Raw genomic sequence first — 11,888 nt, forward strand, 5'->3', positions numbered from 1 at the left:
AGGCGCCCGTGTTGCCGGAGAAAAAGCAGCTGCCGCCGGGGCTTTATTTCGTGGCTACGCCGATCGGCGCTGCGCGGGATATCACGCTGCGCGCGCTCGACGTGCTGGCCTCTGCCGACGTGCTCGCGGCGGAGGACACGCGTACGTTGCGGCACCTGATGCAGCTGCACGGCCTGAGCGCCGGAGAGCGGCCGGTGATCGCCTATCACGACCATAACGGCGCCGAGGTGCGGCCGCGGCTGATTCGACTGATGCGGGAGGGGCGGTCGGTGGCCTATGCCTCGGAAGCCGGGACACCGCTAGTGGCAGATCCGGGCTATCCGCTGGCGCGGGAAGCGATCGCAGAGGGGCTGCGCGTGGTGCCGGTGCCGGGTCCGTCCGCGGTGACAGCGGCGCTGACCGTCGCCGGGCTGCCGACCGACCGGTTCCTGTTCGCGGGCTTTCCGCCGGCGGCCCCCGGCGCACGGGCGGCATGGATGCAGGAACTGAAGGCGGTGCCGGCGACGCTGGTTTTCTATGAATCACCGAAGAGGATTCACCGAACATTAGGTGAATTGTGCGAGGTGTTGGGAAGTGAGCGGCAGGCGGCTGTCTGCCGGGAACTGACCAAACGTTTCGAGGAGGTGCTGCGCGGTACGCTCTCGGAGCTGGAGGAACAGGTGGCGGAGCATCCGCCGAAAGGAGAAATCGTGCTGGTCGTGGATCGCGGCCGGGCGGTGGCAAGCGAAGAAGACATGGAGACGGCCTTGCGGGACGCCTTGCAGCAGATGTCGGTCAAGGATGCGGCGGCGGAAGTGGCGCGCGCGCTGGGCCTGCCCCGCCGTCAGGTCTATCAGGCAGCGCTGGAGTTGGAGAAACAGCGATGAGCGGCGCGCTGTCCTATCATGCGGGTGTTGCGGCCGAGGAGACTGTTGCCTCCGATTACCTGCGGCGCGGCTTTGCCCTGCGCGAAAGCCGCTGGCGCGGGCCGGGGGGCGAGATCGACCTGATCTTCGAGAAGGCCGGCGCGCTGGTCTTTGTCGAGGTCAAGAAGGCGGGCGATTTCGCGCGGGCGGCGGCGCGGATCACGCAGGCGCAGATTGCCCGCATCTACGCCTCCGCAGGCGGATACCTGGCGACGATGCCAAGCGGGATGGATACCGAAACCCGGTTCGACGCGGCGCTGGTCGATGCGACAGGGGCGGTGGAGATTCTGGAAAACGCCTTCGGGCTTTAGGGCGTTACTGGAAAACCCGGACCGCAGGCAACGTGCCGCGCATCCCGCTTCCGGGCCGCTGGTGGTGAGACTTTCCGCAGCCGGTTCCCGAAACGCCGCAGGCACCTTGCCTGCGGCAGGCGGCTACGCCATGTAGGGCGGGTACGCCGCTGCCCGGAGCCTGCCCCATGTCCCTGAAAGTTGCCATCCAGATGGATCCGATCGGACCCATCAACATCGACGCCGACAGCACCTTCCGGCTGGCGGAAGAGGCGCAGGCGCGGGGGCACGAGCTGTTCTATTACACGCCCGAGCACCTGTCGTGGCAGGAAGGCCGGGTCACGGCGACCGGCTGGCCGCTGACGGTGCAGCGGGTGAAGGGCGATCATTTCACGCTGGGCGAGCGGCAACAGGTGGATCTTGGCGATTTCGACGTTGTCTGGCTGCGCCAGGATCCGCCCTTCGACATGGGATACATCACGACCACCCACCTGCTGGAGCGGCTGATGCCCGGCACGCTGGTGGTCAACGACCCGTTCTGGGTGCGGAACTGCCCCGAGAAGCTGCTGGTCCTGCAGTTCCCCGAACTCATCCCGCCGACCACCATCGCCCGCGATCTTAGCGTGATCCGTGCCTTCAAGGAGGCGCATGGCGACATCATCCTGAAGCCGCTTTACGGCAATGGCGGCGCCGGGGTGTTCCGGCTGGACCCGAACGACCGCAACCTGTCCTCGCTGCACGAGCTGTTTACCGGCATGAGCCGCGAGCCGCTGATCGTGCAGAAATTCCTGCCCGACGTCTCTAATGGCGACAAGCGGGTGATCCTGGTCGACGGCGAGGCGGTCGGCGCGATCAACCGCGTGCCGCAGCCGGGCGAGACCCGCTCGAACATGCATGTGGGCGGCCGCGCCGAGAAGGTGGAACTGACCGCGCGCGACCGCGAGATCTGCGAGACCATCGGCCCGGTGCTGAAGGAATACGGCCAGATCTTCGTCGGCATCGACGTGATCGGCGACTACCTGACCGAGATCAACGTGACCTCTCCCACCGGCCTGCAGGAGCTGGAGCGGTTCGACGGCACCAACGCCGCCGGGCTGATCTGGGACGCGATAGAGGCGCGTCGCGCCGCGGCATGAGCGCGCGTCTGAGGACGCTGAACCGGATGCTGCGCGCCGGCGTGCGGCCCGTCGTCCGGCGTCTGCGCAACTGGGACCTGGCCCGCGGCATGTTCCGGACCGGCGCGATGCTGACCTTTCGCCGGGTAAAGGGCACGCGCTATGCGCCGGCGGAGGGCGTGCTGGCGCCCGGCCTGTGGGTCATGGGCGCGGAAGAACCGCTGCCCGGCGTGATCCTGTACCTGCATGGCGGCGCCTATATCGTCGGCAGCCCGGGCGGCTACTGGGAGCTTGCCGGCCGCCTGGCACGGCAGACCCGGCGCAGGGTCTACCTGCCTGACTACCCGCTTGCGCCGGAACGTCCGGCGCCGGCGGCGTTCTACGCGGCGGTGTCGTGCTGGCAGACGCTGCTCGGGCAGGGTCTGCGGCCGGAACAGATCGTCATCGGCGGCGACAGCGCGGGCGGCGGACTGGCACTGGCGCTGCTGTCGCATGTGCTGGGGCAGGGGCAGCGGCCCGCGGCATGTTTCGCCTTTTCGCCCTGGACCGACCTGACCATGTCGGGTCCGTCGCTGGAATCGAATGCCGAAAGCGACGTGCTGCTGCCCGTGGAACGGTTCGAGGAAATCCGCGACGTGGTGCGCGGCGCGCTGGCGCCGGACGATCCGCGTATCTCGCCCTTGTTCGCGTCGTACCCGAACTGCCCGCCGGTCTACCTGTCATGGTCCGAGACCGAGATCCTGCGCGACGACGCGCGGCGGATGGCGGAGCATCTGCGCCGCTCCGGCGCGGTGGTCGAGACCGAGGTGCAGCGCGACGCGCCGCATGTCTGGCAGCTGTTCCACGGCTGGGTGCCGGAGGCGAACGCCTCTCTGAACAAGACCGCCGCCTTCATTGTGTCAGCGCTTCCTTCGCCTCCGCGATCCGGTAGCTGACCGCCTCGGCGATGTGGGGCCGCAGCACGCCGTCGCAGCCCTCCAGATCGGCGATGGTGCGGGCTACCCGCAGCACCCGGTGATAGCCGCGCGCCGATAGTCCGAAGCGGTCGGCGACCCTCGACAGCAGCGCGCGGCCCGGCTCGTCGGGCGTCGCGACCCGTTCCAGCAGCGCGCCCTCGGTGTCGGCGTTGACGCGGACGCCTGTTGCGTCGACATACCGCGCCGCCTGTACGTCGCGCGCCGCAGCGACGCGGGCAGCGACCGCGGCGGAGCTGTCGCCCGAGTCGGGCAGGTCGAGATCGGTGTAGGCCACGGGCGGGACATCGATGCGAAGGTCGAAGCGGTCCATCAGCGGGCCCGAGATGCGGCCGATATAGTCGTCGCCGCAATTCGGCGCGCGGCCGCAGGCGCGGGACGGGTCAGAGAGGTAGCCGCATTTGCAGGGGTTCGCCGCGGCGACCAGCAGGAAGCGGCAGGGATAACGGACATGGGCGTTGGCGCGGGCGACGACGACCTCGCCGGTCTCGACTGGCTGGCGCAGGGTTTCGAGGACAGCGCGGGGGAATTCGGGGAACTCGTCCATGAACAGAACGCCATTATGGGCGAGGCTGATCTCTCCGGGCTTGGCGCTGCGCCCGCCGCCGACGATGGCGGCCATCGACGCGGTGTGGTGCGGTTCGCGGAAGGGACGGGTGCGCGAGATGCCGCCCTCGTCCAGAAGCCCGGCAAGCGAGTGGATCATCGAGGTTTCCAGCGCCTCGGCGGGGGAGAGCTGCGGCAGGATGCCGGGCAGGCGCGCGGCGAGCATCGACTTGCCGGAACCGGGGGTGCCGATCATCAGCATGTGGTGCCGGCCCGCGGCGGCGATCTCCAGCGCTCGCTTGGCGCGCTCCTGACCCTTCACGTCGCGCAGGTCGCGCGAATGGTTGTCGCGGGTGACCTCGCCCGGGTCGGCGGGCGACAGCATGCGCTGGCCGGTATAGTGCTGTACCGCCTCGGTCAGCGAGGCAGGGGCAAGCACCCGGACGGCACCGACCCATGCGGCCTCTGCTCCGCAGGGCTTCGGGCAGAGAAGGGTCCTGTCCTCCTCTCCGGCGGCCATGGCGGCGGGCAGGGCGCCGATGACCGGGACGAGGGTGCCATCGAGCGACAGCTCTCCGAGGGCCACGGTCTGTTCCACCTCGTCCTTCGGCAGGATTTCCAGCGCCGCCAGCAGCGCCAGCGCGATGGGCAGGTCGAAATGCGAACCCTCCTTCGGCAGGTCGGCGGGGGAGAGGTTGATCGTGATCCGCTTCGACGGCAGCGCAATGGACATCGCCGTCAGCGCCGCGCGCACCCGTTCCTTGGCCTCGCTGACCGCCTTGTCGGGCAGGCCGACCAGTGCGAAGGACGGCAGCCCAGCCGAGACCGCGCATTGCACCTCGACGATGCGCGCCTCGACGCCCTCGAATGCGACCGTATAGGCGCGCGCGACCATTCCGGACCCTCCGCTGGAATGGTTAACGGGTAGCAGCGCGGGCGTTTACGATTGGTAAATGGCCATGAATTTCGGCCAGGCTTCCGGGTCCTGCACGGTCTTGTCGCGGCAGCCCGGGTTGCAGAAGCCAAAGATCTTGCCGCCGAGCTCCAGGTAGTCCGTGACCGGCTTGCCGGAATAGGGGCAGGCGTCATTAACCGAGGGGCCCGCATCGACGGCGCGGGCGGGCAGTGGTTCCGGGCCAGGCCAGGGGCCGGTGGGCATGTCCTTGGCATAGGGAACGGGGTCGTATTTCACGGTCATCCCCATGGCGCGCCAGCGGCGGAAGGCGGGATCGGACAGCTGCGCATCGACATAGGCCCGCGCCTCTGCACTCACGGGCAGGCCGTAGCCGGCAACACGCGCGGCAACAGGGGCAAAGAACACGTCGGCCAGTGAATAGGGGCCGAAGAGCCAGGGCGTATCGGTGCCGTGGCGGCTGCGTGCGAGGGACCAGAGCGTTTCGATCCGGTCCAGATCGGCGAGCACGGCGTCGGAGGGCTGGAAGCCCTGATACTGATAGAGCAACTGCATCGGGCAGTCGCCGCGAAGCGCGGTGAAGCCGGAATGCATTTCGGCCACCATCCAACGCGCGAAGCCGCGCGCGGCGGGATCGGCAGGCCACAGCCCGGAATCGGGGTGACGCTCGTTCAGTGTTTCGGCCATGGCCAGCGTGTCGCCGATCACGGTGCCCTCGGGCGTCCGCATGACGGGGACGAGGCGTGCGGGGGCAAGCGGCGCAAGATCCTCGGCGAAAGTGCCGGAATAAAGCCCGACCATGTGGGTGCGGACGGGCAGGCCGAAGCCCTCGAACATCAACCATCCCCTGAGGGACCAGCTGGAAAAGGCGCGGTCGCCGATGAACAGATCGTATGTCATGGGCGCGACCCTAGCCGCGCTGCGGCGAAGTCGGGAAACGCTATTTTGTGGAGAAGGCCATCACGGCCTGTGATTAAGGACTTCCAGACGCCATACGCCGTCCCAGGAGAGGCAGGTCACCGACAGGTTGTCGATCTTGCGGGCGAAAGTGTCATAGGCCGACAAGCCGAGCGCACGCTGCACCTGTGTCAGGATGGTGCCCATATGCGCAACGAGGATGACATCCGGTCCGTTGCGGGAAACACGTTCGACGGCCGCATTCACTCGGTCGCAGAGCTCGTTCCAGCATTCGCCGCCGGGTGCGCTGACATCGCCCGGGGTTTCGTAGAAGGCGCGGATCAGCGGTTCGTCCTTGATATCGCCGAAGCGGCGGGTCTCCCAGTCACCGAAGTTCAGTTCCCGCAGGTCGGGGTCGTTGGGCAAGCGCGGGCGAGAGCGTTCGATGGCATCGGCGGTCGTAACGGCGCGCTGCAGGTCGGAGGAAACGACCGGAGCCTTTGGCAGATAGTCGGAAAGACGAGTAAGCCGAACCTCGTCGGACAGGTCCGCGGGCAGGTCCGTCCACCCGGTCATACCCTTCGCATGGGTCGGCCCGTGGCGGACCCACCAGAACCGCGTCACGTCAGATCTTTCGGCAATTCGCCCTTCAGCACCAGCGGCAGACCTGCCGTGACCAGAACGACGAGATCGGCCTGCGCCGCCAGTTGCTGATTTAGCAGACCCTGCGCATCCCGGAACCGTCGCGCCAGCGCGTTTTCCGGAACGATGCCGGAGCCGACCTCGTTCGACACGGTTACGACGGTGCCCTGATAGCCGTCGATCGCCTGCAAAAGGTGGTCGGTTTCCGCCTCGATATCGGCCCCCGCCAGCATCTGGTTCGACAGCCATAGCGTGGCGCAATCGAACAGGATCGTAGCGTGGGGCGGCAATTTGGCCAGTGCCTCGGCGGTTTTTCGCGGAGCCTCGACAGTGCTCCATCCGGCCCCCCGGCGACCGGCGTGAGCGGCAATTCTGTCTTTCATTTCATCGTCATAGGCTTCGGCCGATGCCAGGTAGATCCAGGGTGCCTTACCGTACGTTACGAGCGTTTCAGCGAAACGTGATTTCCCCGACCGGGAACCGCCGAGCACTAATATGCGTTGATAGGTCATCTAATGCCGCCGATTGATCCGGGTCCGGCCCTGACACGTAACAGGATCAACGGCGAAAGGTAAGCACCCGCCCCGGCGGGCTGACACAGGGATCGACCATGGCACTTGATACATTCAACGACCAGACACTGCCGCGCCGCGCCATGCAGGCCGAGCTTCTCGACGCCGATACCGAACGCGCGCTGGCCTATGCCTGGCGGGATCGGAGTGACGAGCAGGCCCTGCATCGCCTGATCACTGCCTACATGCGGTTAGCTATCTCGATGGCGTCGAAGTTCAAGCGTTACGGTGCGCCGATGGGCGATCTGATCCAGGAAGCGTCGCTTGGGCTGATGAAAGCCGCGGACAAGTTCGATCCCGACCGTGGCGTGCGCTTTTCCACTTATGCGGTCTGGTGGATCAAGGCGTCGATCCAGGATTACGTGATGCGCAACTGGTCGATGGTGCGCACCGGGTCCACCAGCAGCCAGAAATCGCTGTTCTTCAACATGCGCCGGGTTCAGGCGCGGCTGGAACGCGAGGCCGCCGCTGCCGGAACGTCGATCGACCAGCACGAGATGCGCGAACTGATCGCGACGGAAGTCGGCGTGCCGATCGCCGATGTCGAAATGATGGAAGGCCGGCTGTCCGGCTCCGATTTCTCGCTGAACGCCACGCAATCGGTCGAGGACGAGGGCCGCGAGTGGATCGACACGCTGGAGGATGACAGCCAGCAGGCCGCCGAGTCGGTCGAGCATGACAAGGACATCATCACGCTGCGAGGCTGGCTGGTCTCTGCCCTGGGCGACCTGAACGACCGCGAGCGGTTCATCGTGCGCGAGCGCAAGCTGCGCGAGGACCCGCGGACGCTGGAATCGCTCGGCAACGAACTGGGCCTGTCGAAAGAGCGGGTGCGCCAGCTGGAATCCGCAGCGTTCGGCAAGATGCGGAAAAACCTTGAAGCGCGCTCGGGCGACGTGCACGGCTTCTTTGTATGAAGCACCGGATAGCGATGACAGGGGCCGCCGGAATTCTGGCGGCCTTTTGCTGTGAAGCCTCGGCAGAGCAGATAACGCCTGAGGAATTGGCCGACCTGCCGCCTGCGGATGTGGTGATCCTCGGCGAGGTCCATGACAACCCGATCCACCACGCCAACCAGACTGCCGCCGTGGGCGCGATCGGGGCGAAGGCGCTGGTCTTCGAGATGCTGACCGACGCGCAGGCGCTGCAGGTACGGCCGCAGTTTCTGGTGTCGGAGGAGGCGCTGGAAGGGGCGCTCGGCTGGAGCGAAAGCGGCTGGCCGGATTTCGCGATGTATTACCCGATATTCGTGGCCGCAAAGGACCTGTCCTATTTCGGCGGCGCGCTGCCACGCGACGAGGTGCGCCGCGCGGTCGGCGAGGGCGCGGCGGCGGTGTTCGGAGACGGGTCGACGATGTTCGGGCTGGATCTGCCGCTGCCGGAAGAGGAACAGCTTGTGCGCGAGGCCGGGCAGCTGGAGGCGCATTGCGACGCGCTGCCCGAAGCGATGCTGGGCGGCATGGTCGAGGCGCAGCGCCTGCGCGATGCGGCGCTGGCGCGCGCGGTGATTGCGGCGTTCCAGGAGACCGGCGGCCCGGTCGCGGTGATCGCCGGGGCGGGGCATGCCCGTACCGACTGGGGCGTGCCGGCGGCGCTGGCGCTGGCTGCGCCGGAGCTGACGGTCCTGTCCATCGGGCAGATGGAGGCGCCGCCGGAAGGCGAGCCGCCCTATGACCTGTGGCTGGTGACGGAACCGGCAGAGCGCGACGACCCCTGCGCCGGTTTCGCGCAGGAGTGAGCCTGTCCAGTACCATTGCCCCTTGGAACGGCGCGGCCTAGAACTGTGCCGAAACCGAAAGGGCGCGGCCGATGCTGGCAGGCAAACGCATTCTTCTGATCGTCGGCGGCGGAATCGCGGCCTTCAAGGCGCTGGACCTGATCCGGCGGCTGCGCGAACGCGGCGCGACGGTGACGCCGGTACTGACCAGGGCGGCGGAGGAATTCGTGACACCGCTTTCGGCTTCGGCCCTGTCGGCGCAGAAGGTCTATCGCGACCTCTTCAGCCTGACCGACGAACACGAGATGGGGCATATCGAGCTGTCCCGCGCCGCCGACCTCGTGGTGGTGGCGCCGGCCACCGCCGACCTGATGGCGAAGATGGCGGGCGGGCATGCGAACGACCTTGCCTCGACGCTGCTGATGGCGACCGACAAGCGCGTGCTGATCGCGCCCGCGATGAACGTGCGGATGTGGGAGCATCCGGCGATGCAGCGCAACCTTGCCACGCTGCAGGGCGACGGCATCCTGACCGTGGGGCCGAACGAGGGTGACATGGCCTGTGGCGAATACGGGCCCGGGCGCATGTCGGAACCGCTGGAGATCGTCGCGGCGGTCGAGGCGGCGCTGGCGGACGGGCCGCTGAAGGGGAAGCATATCGTCGTCACCTCCGGGCCGACGCATGAGCCGATAGACCCGGTGCGCTACATCGCCAACCGGTCCTCGGGCGCGCAGGGCACGGCGCTTGCGCGTGCGCTGGCAGGGATGGGGGCGCAGGTGACCTTCGTCACCGGTCCCGCCTCAGTCCCGCCGCCGGGCGGGGTGAAGGTCGTGAAGGTCGAGACGGCGCAGCAGATGCTGGAAGCGGTGACAAGCGCGTTGCCCGCCGACGCCGCGATTTTTGCCGCCGCGGTGGCGGACTGGCGCATGGCCAGCGCGCAGGGCGAGAAGATCAAGAAGGACGGCTCCGGCAGGCCGCCGGTGCTGGAATTCACCGAGAACCCGGACATCCTTGCCACCGTTTCGCAGATGCCCTCCGGGCGCCCGAAGCTGGTGGTCGGGTTTGCCGCCGAGACCGAGACCGTGATCGACCACGCCACAGCGAAGCGCGCTCGGAAGGGCTGCGACTGGATCGTGGCGAATGACGTGTCGCCGGAAACCGGGATCATGGGCGGGACGGAAAACGCGGTGACGCTGATCACCGACACCGGCGCCGACAGCTGGCCCCGGATGTCCAAGGAACAGGTGGCGAACCGGCTTGCGAACGAAATCGCGGCGGCGCTGGGCTGATATTCGACACAACGAGAGGTGGGACGTGGGCGCACCGTTGCTGAAAATCCTGTGGGAAGACTGGGCCGACCGCGAGGTGGAGCTGCCGCATTACGCCACCGAAGGGGCGGCGGGTGCCGATGTGCGCGCCAACCTGCCGCCGGAAATCCGCGAGGCGGGCTTCACGCTGCAGCCCGGCGAACGCGCGGTGGTGCCGACAGGTCTGCGCATGGCGATCCCTGACGGGTACGAACTGCAGATCCGCGCCCGTTCCGGGCTGGCAAAGAACCACGGGCTGGGCCTGCCCAACGCGCCCGGCACCATCGACAGCGACTATCGCGGGCCGGTCGGGGTGCTGCTGATCAACTGGGGCGCCGAGCCCTACACGATTTCGCACGGAGAACGCATCGCGCAGATGATCGTGGCGCCTGTGGTGCAGGTGGCCTTCGAGGTGACCGACAGCCTCGACGAGACCGCGCGCGGGACTGGCGGCTTCGGGTCCACCGGGCGGCATTGATGGTCTGGGTGCTGGCAGCGGCGGCGGGGCTCTGGATCCTCGGGCGCGTGCTGGGTGCCCCGGTAAGCGCGCGCTGGATGATGGTCGCGCTGCTCTACCTCGCGGTGCTCGCGCTGCTGCTGATCGTGCCGGAAGGCCATCCGCTGCAGCGCAGTCTCGGAGGGTCCTACGGCGAATGGCTGGTGCTGGGGCTGCTGGCGCTGGCGGTTTTCGGTTACACGCAGGTGCTTGGCCGGCTGAAGGCGCGAGCGCCGGATCACGCGCCGAAGGTCGCGCCGGGCAGCTTCGCGCCCGGCGAGATCGACCGCTACGCCCGGCACATCATCCTGCGAGAGATCGGCGGTCCGGGTCAGAAGGCGCTGAAACAGGCGAAGGTTCTGGTGATCGGGGCCGGAGGGCTCGGGTCTCCGGCGCTGATGTACCTCGCGGCGGCAGGCGTTGGACGGATCGGCGTGATCGATGCCGACGTGGTGGAATCCACGAACCTGCAGCGCCAGATCATCCATACCGATGCGCGGCTCGGCATGCCCAAGGTTTTCTCGGCCAAGACCGCGATGAAGGCGCTGAACCCTTACGTGGACGTGCGGCCCTACAACCGGCGCCTGACAGAGGAGATCGCGGCGGATCTGATCGGCGAGTATGACCTCGTGCTGGACGGGACCGACAATTTCGACACGCGCTACCTGGTGAACCGCATCTGCGCCGGGGAGGGCAAGCCGCTGATCGCAGCCGCTCTGACGCAGTGGGAAGGGCAGATCAGCCTCTACGATCCGGCGAACGGAACGCCCTGCTACCAGTGCATCTTTCCGCAGGCGCCGGCGCCGGAACTGGCACCGTCCTGCGCCGAGGCGGGCGTGCTGGGGCCGCTGCCGGGTGTCGTCGGGTCGATGATGGCGGTAGAGGCTGTGAAACAGATCACCGGCGCGGGCAGCACGCTGGCGGGCCAGATGCTGATCTACGACGCGCTTTACGGCGAGACGCGGACGATTGCGCTGAAAAAGCGCGCCGATTGCCCGGTCTGCGGAGAGCGCGCGTGACCGACGATCTGCGCTGGGCCGAGCCCGAAGAAGCGGGCGCGCTGGCCGAAATGTGGTACGTCGCCTGGCAGGACGGCCATGTCGGCGTCGTGCCCGATGCGCTGGTCCGCGCCCGGTCGCGGGCAGCGTTCGATCAGCGGGTGCAGGACAATCTGCCCCGGATACGCGTGGCCGGGCCAGTCGGGAAGCCGCTGGGGCTGTGCATCACGCGGGAGGAGCAGCTTCACCAGCTGTTCGTGGCGGCGGAGGCGCGGCGAAGCGGGCTGGCGAGCCGCCTGCTCGCGGACGCGGAAGCGCGGTTGAAGGCGGAAGGCGTGCGGCGGTCCTGGCTGAAATGCGCGGCGGGCAACGAGCGCGCCGCGGCCTTTTACCGGACCCGCGGCTGGACCGTCGCGCGGACCGAGACGTCGCTGTTCGGACAGGAACTGGGCGAGGGCGTGCCGGTTGTCACCTGGATCTTCGAGAAGGATCTGTGACCCGCCGCCCCTTGCGCCT

At 67.7% G+C, this 11,888-nt stretch carries 14 protein-coding genes; 10 read left to right on the top strand and 4 right to left on the bottom strand.

Annotated features, from left to right (window positions below):
- The first annotated feature begins 8 nt into the window (after window positions 1-8).
- The 4 genes from rsmI to HCO70_RS18165 all read left to right on the top strand — a co-directional run bounded on the left by rsmI (window position 9) and on the right by HCO70_RS18165 (window position 3,245).
- Window positions 9-866, top strand: a complete 858-nt coding sequence (rsmI, locus tag HCO70_RS18150) for a 16S rRNA (cytidine(1402)-2'-O)-methyltransferase (protein WP_371742262.1) — start codon at window positions 9-11, stop codon at window positions 864-866.
- Window positions 863-1,216 carry a YraN family protein gene (locus HCO70_RS18155; protein ID WP_172298783.1) on the top strand — a complete coding sequence of 118 codons (354 nt, stop codon included), beginning with the start codon at window positions 863-865 and terminating at the stop codon, window positions 1,214-1,216. Before rsmI ends, HCO70_RS18155 begins: the two co-directional genes overlap by 4 nt.
- 167 nt (window positions 1,217-1,383) lie before the next feature.
- On the top strand, window positions 1,384-2,331 hold the full coding sequence (gene gshB / locus HCO70_RS18160) for a glutathione synthase (protein ID WP_172298785.1): 948 nt from the start codon (window positions 1,384-1,386) through the stop codon (window positions 2,329-2,331).
- Window positions 2,328-3,245 carry an alpha/beta hydrolase fold domain-containing protein gene (locus HCO70_RS18165; protein ID WP_172298787.1) on the top strand — a complete coding sequence of 306 codons (918 nt, stop codon included), beginning with the start codon at window positions 2,328-2,330 and terminating at the stop codon, window positions 3,243-3,245. The genes gshB and HCO70_RS18165 overlap by 4 nt, the downstream gene beginning before the upstream one ends.
- Here HCO70_RS18165 and HCO70_RS18170 read toward each other — a convergent pair.
- The 4 genes from HCO70_RS18170 to cobU are packed head-to-tail and all read right to left on the bottom strand — an operon-like array spanning window position 3,202 to window position 6,794.
- Window positions 3,202-4,725, bottom strand: a complete 1,524-nt coding sequence (locus tag HCO70_RS18170; RefSeq protein WP_172298789.1) for a YifB family Mg chelatase-like AAA ATPase — start codon at window positions 4,723-4,725, stop codon at window positions 3,202-3,204. The two genes, HCO70_RS18165 and HCO70_RS18170, sit on opposite strands and share 44 nt — an antisense overlap.
- 45 nt (window positions 4,726-4,770) lie before the next feature.
- Window positions 4,771-5,643 carry a glutathione S-transferase N-terminal domain-containing protein gene (locus tag HCO70_RS18175; RefSeq protein WP_172298791.1) on the bottom strand — a complete coding sequence of 291 codons (873 nt, stop codon included), beginning with the start codon at window positions 5,641-5,643 and terminating at the stop codon, window positions 4,771-4,773.
- A gap of 60 nt (window positions 5,644-5,703) precedes the next feature.
- Complete coding sequence (locus HCO70_RS18180; RefSeq protein WP_172298793.1) at window positions 5,704-6,264, bottom strand: histidine phosphatase family protein; 561 nt, start codon at window positions 6,262-6,264, stop codon at window positions 5,704-5,706.
- On the bottom strand, window positions 6,261-6,794 hold the full coding sequence (cobU, locus tag HCO70_RS18185; protein WP_172298795.1) for a bifunctional adenosylcobinamide kinase/adenosylcobinamide-phosphate guanylyltransferase: 534 nt from the start codon (window positions 6,792-6,794) through the stop codon (window positions 6,261-6,263). Before cobU ends, HCO70_RS18180 begins: the two co-directional genes overlap by 4 nt.
- Before the next feature lie 98 nt (window positions 6,795-6,892).
- Between cobU and HCO70_RS18190 the strand changes: the two genes are divergently transcribed.
- The 6 genes from HCO70_RS18190 to HCO70_RS18215 all read left to right on the top strand — a co-directional run bounded on the left by HCO70_RS18190 (window position 6,893) and on the right by HCO70_RS18215 (window position 11,869).
- Window positions 6,893-7,771, top strand: coding sequence for an RNA polymerase factor sigma-32 (locus HCO70_RS18190; protein ID WP_172298797.1), 879 nt, complete (start codon window positions 6,893-6,895; stop codon window positions 7,769-7,771).
- Window positions 7,768-8,592 carry a ChaN family lipoprotein gene (locus HCO70_RS18195; protein WP_172298799.1) on the top strand — a complete coding sequence of 275 codons (825 nt, stop codon included), beginning with the start codon at window positions 7,768-7,770 and terminating at the stop codon, window positions 8,590-8,592. Before HCO70_RS18190 ends, HCO70_RS18195 begins: the two co-directional genes overlap by 4 nt.
- 71 nt (window positions 8,593-8,663) lie before the next feature.
- Window positions 8,664-9,860: a bifunctional phosphopantothenoylcysteine decarboxylase/phosphopantothenate--cysteine ligase CoaBC gene (gene coaBC, locus HCO70_RS18200; RefSeq protein ID WP_172298801.1), complete on the top strand. Its 1,197-nt coding sequence runs from the start codon at window positions 8,664-8,666 to the stop codon at window positions 9,858-9,860.
- Between the two features lie 25 nt (window positions 9,861-9,885).
- A complete protein-coding gene (gene dut, locus HCO70_RS18205) occupies window positions 9,886-10,356 on the top strand; it encodes a dUTP diphosphatase (protein WP_172298803.1) in 471 nt (156 codons plus the stop codon).
- On the top strand, window positions 10,356-11,393 hold the full coding sequence (locus HCO70_RS18210) for a HesA/MoeB/ThiF family protein (protein ID WP_172298805.1): 1,038 nt from the start codon (window positions 10,356-10,358) through the stop codon (window positions 11,391-11,393). Before dut ends, HCO70_RS18210 begins: the two co-directional genes overlap by 1 nt.
- The gene (locus HCO70_RS18215) at window positions 11,390-11,869 is read left to right on the top strand and encodes a GNAT family N-acetyltransferase (RefSeq protein WP_172298807.1); all 480 of its coding nucleotides are present in this window, start codon (window positions 11,390-11,392) and stop codon (window positions 11,867-11,869) included. Before HCO70_RS18210 ends, HCO70_RS18215 begins: the two co-directional genes overlap by 4 nt.
- The last annotated feature ends 19 nt before the right edge of the window (window positions 11,870-11,888 follow it).

Source organism: Pseudoruegeria sp. HB172150 (assembly GCF_013184805.1).
Taxonomy (GTDB): domain Bacteria; phylum Pseudomonadota; class Alphaproteobacteria; order Rhodobacterales; family Rhodobacteraceae; genus Psychromarinibacter.

Bases quoted from the DNA above. Each gene is read 5' to 3' on its own strand.
- gshB (WP_172298785.1), top strand. From the start codon at position 1,384: ATGTCCCTGAAAGTTGCCATCCAGATGGATCCGATCGGACCCATCAAC.
- HCO70_RS18155 (WP_172298783.1), top strand. From the start codon at position 863: ATGAGCGGCGCGCTGTCCTATCATGCGGGTGTTGCGGCCGAGGAGACT.
- HCO70_RS18170 (WP_172298789.1), bottom strand. From the start codon at position 4,725: ATGGTCGCGCGCGCCTATACGGTCGCATTCGAGGGCGTCGAGGCGCGC.
- HCO70_RS18175 (WP_172298791.1), bottom strand. From the start codon at position 5,643: ATGACATACGATCTGTTCATCGGCGACCGCGCCTTTTCCAGCTGGTCC.
- HCO70_RS18195 (WP_172298799.1), top strand. From the start codon at position 7,768: ATGAAGCACCGGATAGCGATGACAGGGGCCGCCGGAATTCTGGCGGCC.
- HCO70_RS18190 (WP_172298797.1), top strand. From the start codon at position 6,893: ATGGCACTTGATACATTCAACGACCAGACACTGCCGCGCCGCGCCATG.
- HCO70_RS18165 (WP_172298787.1), top strand. From the start codon at position 2,328: ATGAGCGCGCGTCTGAGGACGCTGAACCGGATGCTGCGCGCCGGCGTG.
- HCO70_RS18210 (WP_172298805.1), top strand. From the start codon at position 10,356: ATGGTCTGGGTGCTGGCAGCGGCGGCGGGGCTCTGGATCCTCGGGCGC.
- cobU (WP_172298795.1), bottom strand. From the start codon at position 6,794: ATGACCTATCAACGCATATTAGTGCTCGGCGGTTCCCGGTCGGGGAAA.
- coaBC (WP_172298801.1), top strand. From the start codon at position 8,664: ATGCTGGCAGGCAAACGCATTCTTCTGATCGTCGGCGGCGGAATCGCG.